The sequence below is a fragment of the Odoribacter sp. genome, assembly GCF_985060555.1.
In genome coordinates this window covers 46611-62937 of sequence record NZ_CFKYFN010000101.1, presented here as the reverse complement: position 1 = coordinate 62937, position 16327 = coordinate 46611, and the positions used below count along the sequence as shown (strand labels likewise).

Below are 16327 nucleotides of genomic sequence, written 5' to 3'. Positions count from 1 at the left end.
ATAGACAACAGGAAATATGAGACTACCAATCAACATAGAAGAACTTCTGAGCGGACGAGCAGTAGAAGGTGACCGTATAGAATACAAGACAGGTTGGAACCCTGATGCTATATACCGTACTATCTGTGCTTTCGCCAATGACTTTGACGAAACAGGTGGCGGCTATATCGTGGTGGGAGTAAAAGAAGAGAACGGCCATGCCATAAGGCCCGTTACAGGCATTGACCCTAACCAGATAGAACCTATCGAGAAAGATATGGTCGGGTTCAATAACCTGATACGCCCATACTATCAGCCCCGATTGTATATAGAGGTAGCTGACGGAAAGACGATTCTTGTAATCAAGGTCTCTCCAGGTGAGCGCAGACCATACAAGGTGCCTGACCAGATAACTGCTAAGCAGAAGACGTATAACTACTACATCCGCTACAATAGTAGCAGTATCATTCCAAAAGACGAATACGAGCGTGAATTGATAAACCTTGCAAATCGTATGCCCTTTGATGACCGTGGAAACGATGACATCAAGCTGACGGATTTATCGCCATTGCTTTTGCATGATTATCTTGTAAAGGTCAAGAGTAGTCTTGCAGACATTTCGTTGACAGACCACATGGAGGATGTGCTGGAGCAGATGGACTTATTAGAGGCTGTGCCAGAAGGATGGCGTATCAAGAATGTAGCAGCAATGATGTTCTCAGAACGCCCAGACCGCTTCTTCCGTCAAGCGCAGATAGATATAGTTCTTTTCCCTGAAGGTAGAGAAAAGAATCCCAATAACTTGATAGAGGTGGAACCCATCAGGGGCAGTGTACCGCAGATGATAGAGAAAACGTTAAGCTATCTGAACATCAACATCATCAAGAAACAGATTATCAAGCCCAAGGACAGGGCACAATCCATAACATTCTTCAACTATCCCTATCAGGCTCTGGAAGAAGCTGTTGTCAATAGTTTGTATCATAGAGACTGGACGATTCGGGAACCAGTTGAGATAACTGTGGAACCTGAACGTATTTCGATTCTGAGTTTTTCTGGCCCAAACCATACAATTCCGATGGAGGCAGTCCAAAAAGGTATATCGCTACGTTCACGTCGTTATCGCAACCGCAGATTGGGAGAGTTCCTGAAAGAATTAGACCTCACAGAAGGCCGAGCTACTGGCATCCCTACTATTCAGGACGAACTACAGGGCAATGGATCTCCAGCTGCAAAGATTGAAACGGATGAAGAGAGAACCTATTTTCTTATTGACATTCCTTGCCATCCTTACTTTACCAGTAAGGAAACAACGATGGATTTAGGCGTAACTAATGATGGCAAAGTTACCAAAGATGGCGTAAAAGATGGCGTAAAAGATGGCGTAAAAGAACTAACTGAAGTTCAAGAGGTTATCGTAAAAGAAATGTTATTTGACCCATATATCACAACGAGCGAACTGGCGCAAAAAACTGGTATTAAGTTCAGGACTTTGCAACGGTATGTCTCTCAGCTACAAGCTGCTGGAATCATAATACGTGAAGGTGGTCGTAAGGAAGGCAAATGGGTAATCCTTAACAAGAAGGAATAATATGGCAAATGGTTTCTATATAGGTGATAATAGAAAGCAGAGATATGGTAAAGTTTTTCAAAATAATAGAAAAGATAGTATATGGAATTGCAGCACTGGCAATAGTTGCAGCCCTGGCTATGATGATTATTGGTGCTTTTGTCAATCTTGATAAGGTTGAGAAAGAATTGCTGTCGTACATGCCTTATTTCTATATTTGTGCCACAATTGTACTTCTTTATAAAATTGTAGTTCTCGTCTTTACTAGCTTCTATCAAATTAAGATAGAGAAACGAAAGGATTATCTTGATGTGATTCTCGCTCTACAAAGAGCAGAAGAGGCTTCTACTAAGCAAGAGGATATGCTGGAACAAGAATTAACTCCTTTCATAGAAAATGTGAAGCGTTTGCCAGAAGGCAACACAGATGCAGTCATTAGAGAGATTCAAGACCGTCTTCCAGAAGTTGTTCAAAAGTTGGTGGATCAACGAGTGGCAGAAATTAAGCAGAATATTGCCAAGGAAAACGAAGAACGTATTCAAGAAATCAATGTCCTGTCTGCAAATGTTTCTGATGTGCTGGAAAGACGGGAGCATCTGCTCAACCTTGAAGCTGAAATCAAGCGATGTCAGGAAGAAGAGCAAAAGAGGCGACTGGCTAAAACAGAAGAATATACCATGCTGGTATTCTCCTTGGCTGGCACTTCTGTAGAAAATGTAGAGAAAGTATGTGACAGTGTGAAACTATTTATTGAGACAGGACAGGTGGTAGCCAATAAGGATTTATACATCCCATTGAACAAGAAACTGCGCAATGCCGAGTTGAAGCAGTTCGTCACCAATATAATAAAGTATAACGGGAAAGACAACCTTGATGGTGACTCTTTCCTCCAAACAGCATTCTGCGAATGGTTCAGTGGAAAGAAGGAGAATATTGCCAAAAACTACTCCGTGCTGCCCAAGGATTCATTGGTGTCAAAGGAGGGCGTGGAAGCTGATTTAGTGGTTCTGAAGAATATAGTTACAAAGAATGATTGAAAGAACTAACGGTTCCCCATTATTACTAAAAGAGAACATAGGCAACTATAATGATTATTTCATATACACATCCTTACGAGTTGACACAAACTCCAATGTTTGCTGATACAGAGAAAGATTTTGAAAAAATACCAGTAAAATCATCTGGCTATATTGAGTCAAATAAATTTTTGGTTTCATTGTGGAACCAAGTGAATACACATATTTGCCCCAAACATTGTGTAGATAGAGCTCCTTGGGCTTATTTTCCAGGGAAGTACGTTGGGAAAAAAACTTCGGTCTCAGTTTTGGGGTTTTGTCAGACGAGCATAGGTGAATTATACTTCGCTTTGGAGTACCATAAGAAAGGAGATATTGACTCTTTGTTAGTAATGCGTCCTACATCAAAACTCAAACATGAAGAAATAAAGAGATTAACACTTTTAATCAATGATGCTAGAGCCTGTATTGATAAAACTAAGCTTTTTTTATGTAAAGCTAATGTATTTGCGAAATTAAAAAGAATTCGTTTCGCAGAGTATCATGCAAGCAATTTTAGTATCATTCCCCGTGATGGCGGTTTTGATTTCTTCTTTTATGTGGATGCTATAGATAAATTTGAAGCAGAGCAGCAAGCACTTGAAAGATTGTATGAATTATGTGCATTTCTTACTGTTGAAACAAATATCTACTGTTCGTTTGAAGAGTTCTCTGTGAGAGAAAATGAACTATTACCAGAAAGTAAATCATCAAGCCCATTTATAGATGACTATGTAGATTATTATCCAGCGATAGATAACTGGAAAATTTGCATTTCAAGCTATGCATATAATTTTATAGGTAAGAGATTATTGTCAATAGGACGTTTCGAAAAGAGAAGCGAGATTGAAAAATTTTTTATCTCTTCATGCAAGCATGTTCAAATTGGTATTGAAACCGAATTAAGAATGGGAGATGTAGCTATTGCTGGTATTCCATTTGGAACTATAGGATTAACTAAAAGAGACCAACGGAATAAGGTGGAATATATGACTTCAGCACTGATGTCGTATTTATCAGCAGTAGAATGTGCTACAGCAACAGAGGGGCATCATGAAACATGTAAAGAATGTGGTGCTGTTATTTATAAAATTGCAAATAGAGTCCGCAATTTGTCTGCGGAATTTTTGGGTGACGATCTTGGTAAGGTGTTTCATAAACTATATTCATATAGATCAAAGTTCCTACATACTGGAAGAATGGCGTCAGATGCAAATATTGTAAGAACCATTCCACTACTAAGTGAATTTTCAGAAACAGGGGTCAAAGAGTTTGGTAATGTTGCTATAAAGGTAGATGGCAAAATTCTTTCATTCAACGTAAGTAATATACGTGAGTGGACGACATATATTCTCAGGTGTTATTATCAAAAACGCATTCTTGGAAGAAATTCATTCGCAAATGTTTTCAATGATAGACGTGAATTTTCATTAGCCGATTTCCCATTGAGAATTACTGCTGTCAGTCCAGAAGGAGGCGAACAGATGAAGAAAATGTTCATCAAAACAGATACCCCCCAATATAAGATACGTATGTTTTTTACACGTGTGATGCGAGGATTGAAAAGATTCTGTATTAGACCTAATAAGAGTTAGTATTGGATGTCTTTTTTCTATAAATCCACATTAATCCAATAAAAATACTCTTGGATAAAGAATTTTTTGTACCTTTGCACCAACAAAAGAAAGAAATACAGAGATAAGGACAAAGAAGAATAGGAAGAGCATCGCACGGATGCTTATCGATAGTTATTGAGGGACAACATCCAAGATGCTTATGGTGTTCCAATTTTGTACCAATACTTTCGTAAATCACTGATTATCAGTACATGTTAGATTTGAGGAGGGAATATTGCATTTGTGTCTTATGGATTATCGTTGCCGGATCTATAGCCAAAGGTTATGTTTTATCCGTCATCCGGAAAAAACGGATCTTCGTATCGGAACGGATCGGGACGGATATATGAGCCGGGAAGCGGTCGATGTTGAACTTATTTTAAGCAGTGATTCGCTGAGGGAGGGGCGTTTTTCGCTGTCTGTGACGGACGATGCTGCCGTGTTGCGCGATTCCCTGCAGGACAATATTGTTTCTGAACTGCTGCTGAATTCCGATCTGAAAGGGTATATCGAAGATCCGGGCTTTTATTTCCGGGAGGTAAACCGGGCTACGGACCGTTGTCTGGATCTTTTGCTGCTGACACAAGGATGGACTCGTTTCGATGTCGGTGCTGTCACTGCCGGAGAGTTTGAACAACTCGATTATTATATGGAACGCGGACAGACTATTTCGGGGAGAGTAAAAAACTTCTGGGGAAAAGAGGCAAAAGATGCACAATTGACTTTGCTGTCGACAAATATGCAGTTCGATGTATTGCAGGCGGATAGCACAGGGCATTTTTTGGTGGAAAGAATTTCTTTCCCTGAGAATACCGGTTTCATTGTACAGGCCAGAAATAGTAAAGGGAGAAAAGGGGTAGAAGTGATTATCGATTCGGAAGTATATCTGGCGCCTGAGATTCAAATTCCGTATGAACGTCGGCAAGCGAACGGAGAAGATGAGTTTTATAAGCAATTCGGCCGTGATTTTTATTACGACCATGGCGTGAAAGTATATGTGCTCGACGAAGCTTTGGTCAGGAGGACTCCTCCGAAAAAAAATTATTCTTTCTATGATGCTTCGGCCCGGTATATGCTGGATTCTGCCCGGTTGGCTGCTATGAAACAGAAAGATATGCGTACGGCCCTTATGGAAATTCCCGGTGTTATGGTGATCGGGGAAGAAATCACTTACCGGGGCAAAAAACTATATTTGGTATTGAATGATTTTCCAGAAGAATTCGACCGGATTATGATGATGAATCCGGAACAGTTTTTAAGTATCAGCCTGTTGGATGAAAGAATGTCTTATTTTTATTTTGGGCAGGAAGCCCCGGATGGAGCGTTGATATTTACAGAAAATTTCGATTACCGGCCGGAACGGCTAAAACAGAGAGGCTTATCTGTATTCAGACCGCTAGGGTATCAGAAACCGGTAGATTTTTATATTCCCCGTTACGATGTCGACTCGGTCCGTCTGGCCATGGCCGATTCGACGGATATACGTCCCACCGTTTACTGGAATCCCAATATTAAGCTGAAAACTTCCGAACCTACTCATGTCCGCTTTTTTATGGATGATGCCTGTGACCACTGTACTTTTATCCTGGAAGGAGTATTGAATGATGGTACGGTGTGCAGAAAGGAGAAAAAGATCAGTTTGCGGCGTTAATTCAATTATTCTTAAAAAAAAGAAAAAAAGTTCTGCTTTCTTTCACCCTTTTTTTCTTAAAATCTGTTTCTCTTTACGAAAATAAAAACGTTCGTTTCTTTTGGCTGGAATCCGCTACAAGAAAATGGACAAATGAAAATTGAAAACGGACAATGATTGGAAGCCCCTGCTTCCATTAAAAAACGAATAAAGAAAGTGGAATGAAAAATAAAAACAAGAACATAGTCACTGATTATCAGAAGAATATAATAAATATTCCAAGTACTGTATTACCTTGCCACTTAACCAAGCGTTCCGCAAGGGCTAACGACTTTATAAACTTTATGAACTTTACAAACTTTCAACTAATTTAATCGAAGGTTTTACCGGGTCGGCCACTACGGTTACGGGTGAAGAAATCAAAAAACTGACCTCCAACAATGTTTTACGTGCTTTGAGTATGATCGATCCGGGATTCCGCATGAATGTCAGTAACGTTGCCGGATCCAACCCCAATGCTTTACCCGATTTCGAAATGCGTGGACAGGCTAATATGGGCAATTATGACGGAGAGGACGTGGTGATCATGCGTGGAGATATCGACACCCGTCCCAACCAGCCTCTATTTGTATTGGACGGTATTATCGGAGTGGGTATCAGTACGATCATCGATTTGGACCCTGACCGGATCGAAAGTATTACGATCCTGAAAGATGCTGCCGCCATGGTTGTCTATGGTTCCAGGGCTTCCAACGGAGTGGTTGTGGTAGAAACCAAAGCTCCTGAAAAAGGAAAATTACGGTTCTCTTATTCCGGCAATTATAAATATCAGACTCCTGATTTAAGTGTTTATCATCTGCTGAATGCGACAGATAAGCTCGAACTCGAACGTCAGGCCGGATATTACGACGAACGCTATACGGCTTCTAATGCCAGTAATTTGCAGAATTTCTATCTGGCTAAGTATCTCGATGTACAACGGGGGGTAAATACCGACTGGATCGCTCAACCGGTGCGGACGGCTTTTAATCACCGGCATAGTTTTAACCTGGAAGGTGGTGATAATACCCTGCGTTATAAATTGTATTTCGGTATAAATCAAGCTCCCGGAGTGATGAAGGGGACAGGGGTAGATACGAAGAGCGGTAGTATAGACCTGCGTTATCGTACTAACAAATTATTGGTATCCAATCAATTGAGTATCGATTTTACAGTAGGTGACCGGACCTCTCCGTATGGAACTTTTCAGACTTATACCATGCTGAACCCTTATTACCGGATTTACGACGAGAACGGGGCTATTTCGAAAGTGCTGGATAATCATGTTTATTCTACAGATGGGTACGTCAGTTATATCGGAGGTTATAGTACTCCGACGATGAATCCGATGTATAATATTCAGTTTCATCAGAAAGATCAGAACAAACAGTTTCAGGTGAGAAACTCTTTCCGGGCCGAATATACTCCGATCGAGAGTCTGCGTATTTCTGCCGATATCACCTTGACGAAAACCGAAGAAGATCTGGAACAGTTCAAACCGTCCAGCCATACCGATTTCGAAGGTTTAGCTGTGGAAGACCGGGGTAGCTATAACTGGACACATAACAAAGGTACCAATTATAATGTCAGCTTGACAGCCAGTTATAATAAGGTATTCAATAGTGATCATCTGGTGTCTGTTTTTGCCCGTTATGATATCGACGAGCGTTACACCCATGCTGCCGGTGTAAATGTCAAGGGTTTTCCCAACGATAAGATGGATGAAGTGTTCCTGGGGAACGAACTGACGACAACCTCGGGAGACGAAGGAACGAACCGTTCGATCGGTTTTGTGAGTACGGTAAACTACTCTTATAAACAACGGTATGCAGTCGACGGTAGTATCCGTATCGACGGTTCGTCGGAATTCGGACGTAACAACCGTTTCGCTCCTTTCTGGTCGGCCGGTGTACGTTGGAATATGGATAAAGAAAATTTCATCAAGAGCCTCGGTTTCGTCGATGAGTTTGTATTGCGCGGAACTTACGGGATCACGGGATCACAGGGCTTTTCGCCTTACCAGTCTTTACAGATGTATTCTTACGACGGTATGATGAAACTGTATCATAGTTCGGATGTCGCCGGTTCGGTATTGATGTCTATGGGAAATCCCGATTTGAAATGGCAACAGACCCGTAACTGGAACGTGGGCTTGGATTTTAATTTCTTCCGGGGATTTGTCAGTGGACGGGTGGAATATTATAAGAAGTTTACTAAAAATACCCTGCTCGATTTCACTTTAGCTCCTTCTATCGGATTCGAGACGATCAAGGATAATCTGGGAGACATCGATAATAAAGGGTATGAGCTGACCCTTCGGATTATGCCTTACAATAATCTGAAAAAACAGATGAACTTTAATATCGTGTTGAACGGTAGCCACAACGATAACCGGATTGCCCGGATTTCCAATGCTTTGAAGGTTCGGAATACCGAAGCTGCCGAGAAAGTGACTTCCCGGCCGTTGCCTAAATATGTAGAGGGATATTCTCAGTCGATCATCTGGGGAGTACGTTCGCTCGGGATCGATCCGACCTCGGGTAGGGAAATTCTGCTGACCCGCGATGGAAAACGTACTTTCGACTGGAATGCCCTCGATCAGGTACCTCTGGGAGATACCGAACCTACACTGCAAGGAACACTTTCAGCCAACTTCAACTGGAAGGGATTGAGTGTGAGTTTGATCGGTGGCTATAAATTCGGTGGACAGATGTACAACTACACGTTGATCGAGAAAGTCGAGAATGCCAATTTGCGGATGAATGTGGACGAACGTGCTTTTACCGACCGCTGGAAAAAACCGGGTGATAAAACTTTCTTCAAAGGGGTGACGACAGATGTCAACGGACAAAGTACCAAAGCCAGTTCCCGTTTCGTGATGGACAACAATGAATTTACCCTTTCAACATTGAATGTTTCCTACCGGTTTGAAAGGCGGTACCATGATTTTATCCGGAAAGTAGGCTTGAGCAGTGCTTCGGTTGCCCTGTATCTGGAAGATTTAGTCCGCTTGTCTACGATTAAAATGGAAAGAGGTATCGATTATCCTTTCTCCCGTCAGGTATCTATGTCATTAAGTCTGGTATTTTAATATAAACGATTATGAAGAAAATAGCAATATACGGTTTCTTGCTTATACTTGCTTCGCTGCAAGTGGCTTGTAAGGATTGGTTGGATGTTAAACCCAAGACGGCGGTTGAAGAGGATGTCCTCTTCAGTACGGAACAAGGATTCAAAGAAAATCTGACAGGTATTTATTTACTTCTGGCCAGTAAAGATCTTTATGGCAGAGAGTTATCTTACGGGATTACGGATATTCTGGCGCAGCGCTATGAGCCGGGAGGAGGTTCCGATATCCCCGAATTGAAATTTGCCGATAATGACTGGTATAAATTTCCCTCGGTAAAGACCGAAGGATATGTCAATTCGATCTGGAAAAATATGTATAAAGTCATTGCCAATATCAATAATTTCCTGACGTGGATCGATAAGAATAAAGAGGTACTCACTACTCCCGATTATTATGAAATCATGAAAGGGGAAGCTTTGGGATTACGGGCTTTTGTTTATTTCGATCTGTTGCGACTTTACGGGCCGATCTACGATACCCAGGCAGGTCCTTCGTCGTTGTCTCTGCCCTATCGTACGGAATTTAACCGGGAAGAAAAGTCGTTCAGTACCGCAGAAGAAGTGATCGGATTTATACTCAGAGATATCGAAGCTGCCGAAGCTTTATTGGTTAAAGACCCCATGTATATCGAATTCCCTTCCGGCTTTACGACCGAAACTTTGGGATTGGACGATTTCCTGAGATACCGTTTCAAGCGGATGAATCAGTACGCTGTGAAGGCTTTGGCCGCCCGGGTATATTTGTGGAAGGGCGATAAAGAGAATGCTGCACGTATGGCCAAGGCGGTGATCGATGGGAAGGACAAAGAAGGAAATAATTATTTCGCTTTGGTGATGGATAATTCTACCGACCGGATTTTTTCTACCGAATTGCTCTTTTCGATCAGTGTACCTGATTTCGATGACCAGGTAGAGGTCGATTTTAAGGTTTCTCCTTCCAGTACTTTCTATTATTTGCAGGATAGATCACGGGTGGACAAAATGTTCGATGTAAGTGTAGATGGAGCCAATGATATGCGTTACCGCGAAGGACAGGGATTTTCGTTTGAAGCCAAATCGGCTGTTTCTCTGAAATATCAGCAGAAAGGGGCTTTTTCGAGTGCTGTACAGAATACGGTTCCTTTAATACGTTTGTCGGAGATGTACTATATCCTGGCCGAGTGTGAAAGCGATGATAAGGTTTCTGCCAACTGGTTGTCGCAGGTAAGAGCCGCCAGGGGTTGTGACGATGTCGTCTATAAAAGTAAAGATGACCGGGAATATAATATCATGAAAGAGTATCGGAAAGAATTTTATGCAGAAGGTCAGTTGTGGTATTATTACAAACGGCATGCTTATAAAACTTTCCAGGATTGTCCGTTGAAAATCGATATGACGGAAGCTAACTATCGTTTCTCTATTCCTGATAATGAAGTAGAATTTGGTAAAGTGGATAAATAAAATGAAAGAGAATATGAATACTTGTTTGAAATATATTTTAGGATTCCTGCTGGGCTCCTGGCTGTTTACCGGTTGCCATTATGCAGATATGCTGGAATTTAACGATATTCCACGTGTTAGTTTTGTCGGTGTGGACAAGAATGGAAGCGACACTTACGACCCTACCACTTTGGCTGCTTCCCTGAATTTCGGAGAAAATCTGAAAGGAGATTCTATTTCCTGTGATACGATGACGGTTCGGATCAGGTTATTGGGAGCACCGGCCGGCCAACCTTTGAAAGTTTCTTTGAAATCGGTTCCTGTCGGAGGTTGGCCGGAAGCCGAAGTTAGCTTTTTAAATCCTTATGTGATCGAAGATTCGGCTTACCGGGCTATTTTAAAAGTGGTAGTAAATCGTCCGGCAGAACGGCATAAAGAGTATAAGGCCGATCTGGTTTTCGATTATGCCAATTCGGATGTAGCCGAAGGAATCGATACTTTACGGCATTATGAGTTGACCATTACCGATGAGGTCACACTCGATATGCTGGGATTATATGAGGGGGATTGGGAAAATTATATAGCCCCTTATCTCGGACCGTACAGTGAAAATAAAGCCCGGTTTATGATTATGACCCTTAAAATGATGAACCTGAGTATCCTGACCTATGGACCGGGGTATATCAATCGCTACAAACCGCAATTGGTGGAAGCTCTGGAATATTATAACACGATGAATCCGGATAATCACCTGAAAGATGAAAATGGTAATTTAATCAGTTTTGATCCCGCTTAAATTTTATGAATTATGAGAAGTAGATTTTTATTTTATATATTTCTGTTTCTTTTATCGTCTCTGGCGATCGGTTGTTACGACGATGAAGGAAATTACGATTATAAGACAATCAACGAAGTCGCAGTGAAGTTGGAAGAAACTTACGGTGTACGTAAAGTCGATACGGTTTTTGTGATCCGTCCGGAAATCAGGCAGTCTTTAGCAACCGATACGACGAATCTGAAATTCGAATGGTATTATAATAGTGCTTCGGATCAGTTTAAAGGTGATCTGGTCAGCACAGCCGATACAGTCGCTATCAGGATCGATCCGGCCGATAAAAAATTCTCTTACAATCATTATCTCCGGTTTTATATCCATGACACCCAAACAGGAGCAAGTTATCTGTTTCCGGTGAAACTGAAAGTAGCCAAACCGTATGAAGGGGCCTGGATGGTGTTACATTCCAAAGAGGGACAAACAGGACTGGGAGCGGTGGAATATATCGGCGATCGGATGGAGGTCAGCGAAGATGTGTATTTCAAAGAAAGAGGACAACATTTGAAAGGCAAACCGGTACGCCTGGGATCTGCTAACTATTTCAATGCTTTTTATAATCCCCAGTACAGTCCGACGACTTTATTTTATTGCTTCACCGATAATCCCGAAGAGTCGGGAATTTTGATGCAGGATAAAGGATTTATGCTGTACGATAGTGTCCCGCGTTATGTTTTCCCGAATCATGCTCCGTATTTCGATGTGACTAAAGTAGGTGCTTGTGAAGGTGAGATGTACGGCCGGATTTGTATTTGCAACGGATCGTTGTTTCAGGGATCTGCCTATGAATCCAAACTTTACCGGGTGAATCCGTCGCCCCAGGTATTGGGAGATTACAATATTACACACGGTACTTGTGTCGGCTGGACTTCTCTGGTATACGATAGCAAAGGCCACCGTTTCCTGCATTTCCGGAATGATAATAGTTCGAATATGCAATATGCCAGTTTCGACGAGGCCAGTGAGAATTATTGTACGATGGATTTTGTGAAAAAGGACGAAAACAATATTCCCGGCATCGATTTGAATCAGATCGATGCCAATCAGGAGATGGTCTATATGGGAACCGGTTATTGGTATGGTTCGTCTATGAGAGCTCCTCAGGCCCGGGTGGCTGCCTATGCTTTTACGATCAATAAGACGATCAACTATGCTTATGTATATGAATTTCACGGTTATCCGTTGTGGGGAAGCGATGAAGAGGATTATCCTTTCACTTACTATGCTGCTTTCCCATTGTCCTCGGGTATAGAGGTCAATACGCCGATGGCTTCCAGTTGCTCGTTCAACCGTTTGCTGTTTTATGCAGTCGATAATAAAATCTATCGGCTGGATTTCGGGGCAGGCGGTACTTCGACCCTGATTTATCAACATCCGGATCCGACTGCTAAGGTAGAAATCATGCGTTTTGCCCGGAAAGACGTCGGTTCTAAAAGAGAGACAGATTATAACGACACTTTCTCGGATTACGGACATTCTGTATTCCGTAGCTTAGGGATTGCTTTCAATTTGCCGAACGGAAAAGGCGAATTTGTGGTATTGAACCTCAACTCTTCGGGTAGGGTAGATAAGAACGGTACTTTCCCTTCCGAACAAGTACACGAAGGATTTGGCAGTATCAAAGATATTATGTTTATTTGACAGTTAATTAGTGAAAACGGATAAAACAGTGAAAACAGATAAAAACTTTCTTTATCGTTGTGCCTGTTTTATCCGTTGTTCCTGTTTTAACTCAGCATTTATGAAATACGGATTAATTTTAGGGATTGTCTGTCTTTGCGGTTGTCAGCAACCGGTGAAGAATACGGTTCACTTGAGCGGGCAATTGGTCGACATGGGACGTGCCGGTGTGATTATGCGGTATGATGGCGCAGCTTCTTTGATAGGAGATAGCCGTGATATCATCTTGTATACCGATGCGGAAGGACATTTCGATACGGTTTTACCATTGGAAAAACCGGAATATTACTCGATTAGCCGGAATACGCTTTACCTGACTCCCGGCGATGAGCTGAAGATGTATATCACGACCGACAACCGGCAGGCCCGTTTTGAGGGAGTGGGTGCCGAGGCAAATACCTATATGAAAGAGCGATTATTTCCCAAAGGAGGGTCTTATCTGGAAGGGGGATCGAATGTAAAGGCCGATTTCCGTGAAACCCGGAAACTGATCGGTTCGCTGGCGCAAGTAAGGGAAAAACAGCTGGAGGCTTTGCAAAATGTATCTGAGGAATTTAAAGCGTTGGAAAAAGGACGTATCTATGCCGATGTGATCAATAGTTATTTGTATTATGCATCGTATGCCGATGAATTTCGGGGGAAAAGCAGGGAGGAAACCAGGGAGTTACAAAAGACTTATCGCGCAGAAGCTTTGTCTGAGGTAAAAGAGAAATTGAACTACTTGAACGAAGACCGCTTTCTGGAGGTGGCTGTCGTGCGGAATATTCTGTTTTACCGGGAAGATCCGGAATACAGAAGTTATTTTGAAGATTATCGGATGAGTCCCCGTTGTGAGGAATTGTATCAGGGGTTTGAGAAGGTATCGGCTTTAAGACATGATCTGAACTTACAGGTTGTCGACGATATCCGCACGGTCGGTAATCGGATGCAACAGGCCGATTTTGCTGTAGAGTTGCAAAAGAAGCTGGAACAAGCGGCCCGTTTATTACCCGGTCAACCGGCACCTGATTTTAAAATGACGGATGTGGATGGGAATGAGAAGAAATTGAGTGATTTCAGAGGTAAGTTGATTTATATCGATTTATGGGCTACCTGGTGTGGACCTTGTATACAAGAGTCACCGGCTTTTACAGCCCTGAGTGAGAAATATCCGGATATCGAATTTTTACAGATTTCCCGGGATGAGCAGAAAGAAGCCTGGGAAAGCTATATCGCTCACAAAAATAGTCCGTTGACACAATATAATTCTGTCGATATGGAGTTGGCAGAGGGATGGCAGTTGTTTTATATTCCCCGTTTTATTTTGGTGGATAAAGAGCAGAAGATCATCGATGCCTATGCTCCCCGACCGTCTTCTACGGAAATTATTACGCTGCTGGATTCACTTTCAAAAGCATAAGCAAAAGTAGCCGGTTATCGGACCAAGGCATCTTAAGCAGGTAAAAGTCTATCGTTTGGTTTTTGCCTGATTTTATGAGTTAAAAAATGTAGGTTTAATTTTTTTCTTTCTATTCCGATTTCGGTTTTTATGCCGTCAGACCGGTTCGCCTGGACCGGTCCGTTAAGGCTTTCCTTCACTGACCGGCGGAACTCCTCACTGCGTTCGTCAGACACCACCGGTCGGGCGTTCGGAAACCCTAACCGGACACTCGTTCCCGCTCCAATGGTCTTCCGGCATAAAACCCTTCATCTAACGGCAGAGCTAACCGGCAAAGAAAAACAAACAGAAATTTACAGCAATAAGAAACCGGATCATCCGGATTATTTCCAGATAGAATGTTATTTCTCAAATCAAGACCGGGTCGCCAATTCCGATCACCGGAGACGAATAAGCAACGAAATAAATCTACCTATAAATTTACTGAACCGTATAATATTTCTAAAAGTTATCTCTGATAACTGTGTACTATTTCCTAAAAATAGAAAAAAATATCTTCTTCATTCACCCTTCTTTACAAAAAATCTGTTTCTCTTATAGAGACAATAAAAAACGATCGTTTTTTATTGTTAAAATATGGAGAATCGTTCGTATATTATTTTGGATTTATACTTCCTTTTCCCGATTATAGCCCACTATCTTAAATTCTTTTTGATCAATCTTTTATATCGAAAATACGTTCCTCATTTTACCATCCGGCAGTTTTATCCGTTTATTCTGTTTTATCCGTTTTCTTCGTCCAAAGAATTGATCGTTTTTAATGGGAGAGGAAGAGATTATATCATTGATTCCATTGCTATTGCAGGGAAAGGCGACGGATGAACAGGAACGGGCAGTACGTTGCTGGCTGGAAGAGAATGAAGGGCATTTAGAAATTTACCGGAAATATTGTGCTGTTTATTATCGGCTATATTATGCCGGGGAATGGAAGAAGATCGATGTATCCCGGGCAATAAAGCAGGTCAAGGGACAAAACGATAGAAAAACGATAGTTTTCAGAAAAAGAAAACTATTGTCCGGGGTGGCTGCACTTTTTTTGATTTGTATCGGGGCTTATTGGCTGTTGCATTCCGATAAACAGCCGGAAGTATGCCCACAAAAGGTTGTTGAACAAATAAATAGCGAGGAGAAAAAAGCAATCCTGACTTTAGCAGACGGAAAACAGGTCGAACTGGTCTCGGGGAGTGCGGTCGATAAGGATTTAGGAATTGTACAGGTAACCGGGGATTCGATGGCCGGTTTAGTGTACCGGGCTAAAGATACTATAGTAAAGGCGTTGGAATACCATTTGTTAAGTGTTCCACGTGCCGGAGAATACGTTATGACCTTGTCCGACGGTACGAAAGTGTGGATTAATGCCGAAAGCGAGATCAAATATCCGGTTGTTTTCGGACCGGACAAACGGGAAGTATTTATTACCGGAGAAGCTTTTTTCGAGGTGGTAAAGGATTCGCTCCGGCCTTTTATCGTGCATACTCCTAACGCACAGACAACGGTGTTGGGAACTTCCTTCAATGTTATGGCCTATCCGGACGAACGACACACTGAAATCACCCTATTGAAAGGAGCTGTTGTGGTGGAAGCTGCCGGCCGGAATCAATATATAAAACCGGGGCAGCAAGTACAAGTGGACAATGTCTCTAAAGAAATGAATTGCAGGGAGGTAAATGCCGGTCGTTACGCTTCCTGGAAAGACGGCCTTTTCGATTTCGAAGGGATGAAACTCGAGGATCTGGCTGTCGAATTAAGTCGCTGGTATGATGTGGATTTCTTTTTTATCCATGCAGCTAGCGGGCAGAAAAAATTTACCGGAGCGATCAAACGGAATAATAGCCTGCAGTTTATGCTCGACTTTATCGAGAAGACTTCGGATGTGCGCTTTGAAGTCAAGGAAAATGTGGTCAGGGTTTATAACCGATAAGATAAAAAGAGCCGGCTGG

At 42.1% G+C, this 16327-nt stretch carries 10 protein-coding genes; all 10 read left to right on the top strand.

Annotated elements, in window-relative coordinates; translation table 11 throughout:
• Positions 1–16 precede the first annotated feature (16 nt).
• Positions 17–1570 carry an RNA-binding domain-containing protein gene (locus tag AC5RDS_RS13755; protein ID WP_118103811.1) on the top strand — a complete coding sequence of 518 codons (1554 nt, stop codon included), beginning with the start codon at positions 17–19 and terminating at the stop codon, positions 1568–1570.
• Between the two features lie 44 nt (positions 1571–1614).
• Positions 1615–2586 (top strand): hypothetical protein, encoded by a 972-nt coding sequence (locus AC5RDS_RS13750; protein WP_118103809.1) that lies wholly within the window; start codon positions 1615–1617, stop codon positions 2584–2586.
• Between the two features lie 95 nt (positions 2587–2681).
• A complete protein-coding gene (locus AC5RDS_RS13745) occupies positions 2682–4199 on the top strand; it encodes a hypothetical protein (RefSeq protein WP_147347718.1) in 1518 nt (505 codons plus the stop codon).
• A gap of 271 nt (positions 4200–4470) precedes the next feature.
• Entirely contained in the window at positions 4471–5871 is a 1401-nt protein-coding gene (locus AC5RDS_RS13740) for a hypothetical protein (protein ID WP_118103805.1), read from the top strand.
• 352 nt (positions 5872–6223) lie between these two features.
• Positions 6224–8980 carry a SusC/RagA family TonB-linked outer membrane protein gene (locus AC5RDS_RS13735; protein ID WP_493714466.1) on the top strand — a complete coding sequence of 919 codons (2757 nt, stop codon included), beginning with the start codon at positions 6224–6226 and terminating at the stop codon, positions 8978–8980.
• Between the two features lie 11 nt (positions 8981–8991).
• On the top strand, positions 8992–10458 hold the full coding sequence (locus tag AC5RDS_RS13730; protein ID WP_022159972.1) for a RagB/SusD family nutrient uptake outer membrane protein: 1467 nt from the start codon (positions 8992–8994) through the stop codon (positions 10456–10458).
• A gap of 13 nt (positions 10459–10471) precedes the next feature.
• Positions 10472–11233 carry a DUF4843 domain-containing protein gene (locus tag AC5RDS_RS13725; RefSeq protein ID WP_146752591.1) on the top strand — a complete coding sequence of 254 codons (762 nt, stop codon included), beginning with the start codon at positions 10472–10474 and terminating at the stop codon, positions 11231–11233.
• A gap of 12 nt (positions 11234–11245) precedes the next feature.
• On the top strand, positions 11246–12910 hold the full coding sequence (locus AC5RDS_RS13720) for a PKD-like family lipoprotein (protein ID WP_172720458.1): 1665 nt from the start codon (positions 11246–11248) through the stop codon (positions 12908–12910).
• A gap of 100 nt (positions 12911–13010) precedes the next feature.
• Positions 13011–14348: a TlpA family protein disulfide reductase gene (locus AC5RDS_RS13715; RefSeq protein WP_022159683.1), complete on the top strand. Its 1338-nt coding sequence runs from the start codon at positions 13011–13013 to the stop codon at positions 14346–14348.
• Positions 14349–15147: 799 nt separating this feature from the next.
• Positions 15148–16308: a FecR family protein gene (locus tag AC5RDS_RS13710; RefSeq protein ID WP_172721138.1), complete on the top strand. Its 1161-nt coding sequence runs from the start codon at positions 15148–15150 to the stop codon at positions 16306–16308.
• Positions 16309–16327: the final 19 nt, after the last annotated feature.

Bases quoted from the DNA above. Each gene is read 5' to 3' on its own strand.
- AC5RDS_RS13755 (WP_118103811.1), top strand. From the start codon at position 17: ATGAGACTACCAATCAACATAGAAGAACTTCTGAGCGGACGAGCAGTA.
- AC5RDS_RS13750 (WP_118103809.1), top strand. From the start codon at position 1,615: ATGGTAAAGTTTTTCAAAATAATAGAAAAGATAGTATATGGAATTGCA.
- AC5RDS_RS13745 (WP_147347718.1), top strand. From the start codon at position 2,682: ATGTTTGCTGATACAGAGAAAGATTTTGAAAAAATACCAGTAAAATCA.
- AC5RDS_RS13740 (WP_118103805.1), top strand. From the start codon at position 4,471: ATGGATTATCGTTGCCGGATCTATAGCCAAAGGTTATGTTTTATCCGT.
- AC5RDS_RS13730 (WP_022159972.1), top strand. From the start codon at position 8,992: ATGAAGAAAATAGCAATATACGGTTTCTTGCTTATACTTGCTTCGCTG.
- AC5RDS_RS13725 (WP_146752591.1), top strand. From the start codon at position 10,472: ATGAATACTTGTTTGAAATATATTTTAGGATTCCTGCTGGGCTCCTGG.
- AC5RDS_RS13720 (WP_172720458.1), top strand. From the start codon at position 11,246: ATGAGAAGTAGATTTTTATTTTATATATTTCTGTTTCTTTTATCGTCT.
- AC5RDS_RS13715 (WP_022159683.1), top strand. From the start codon at position 13,011: ATGAAATACGGATTAATTTTAGGGATTGTCTGTCTTTGCGGTTGTCAG.
- AC5RDS_RS13710 (WP_172721138.1), top strand. From the start codon at position 15,148: ATGGGAGAGGAAGAGATTATATCATTGATTCCATTGCTATTGCAGGGA.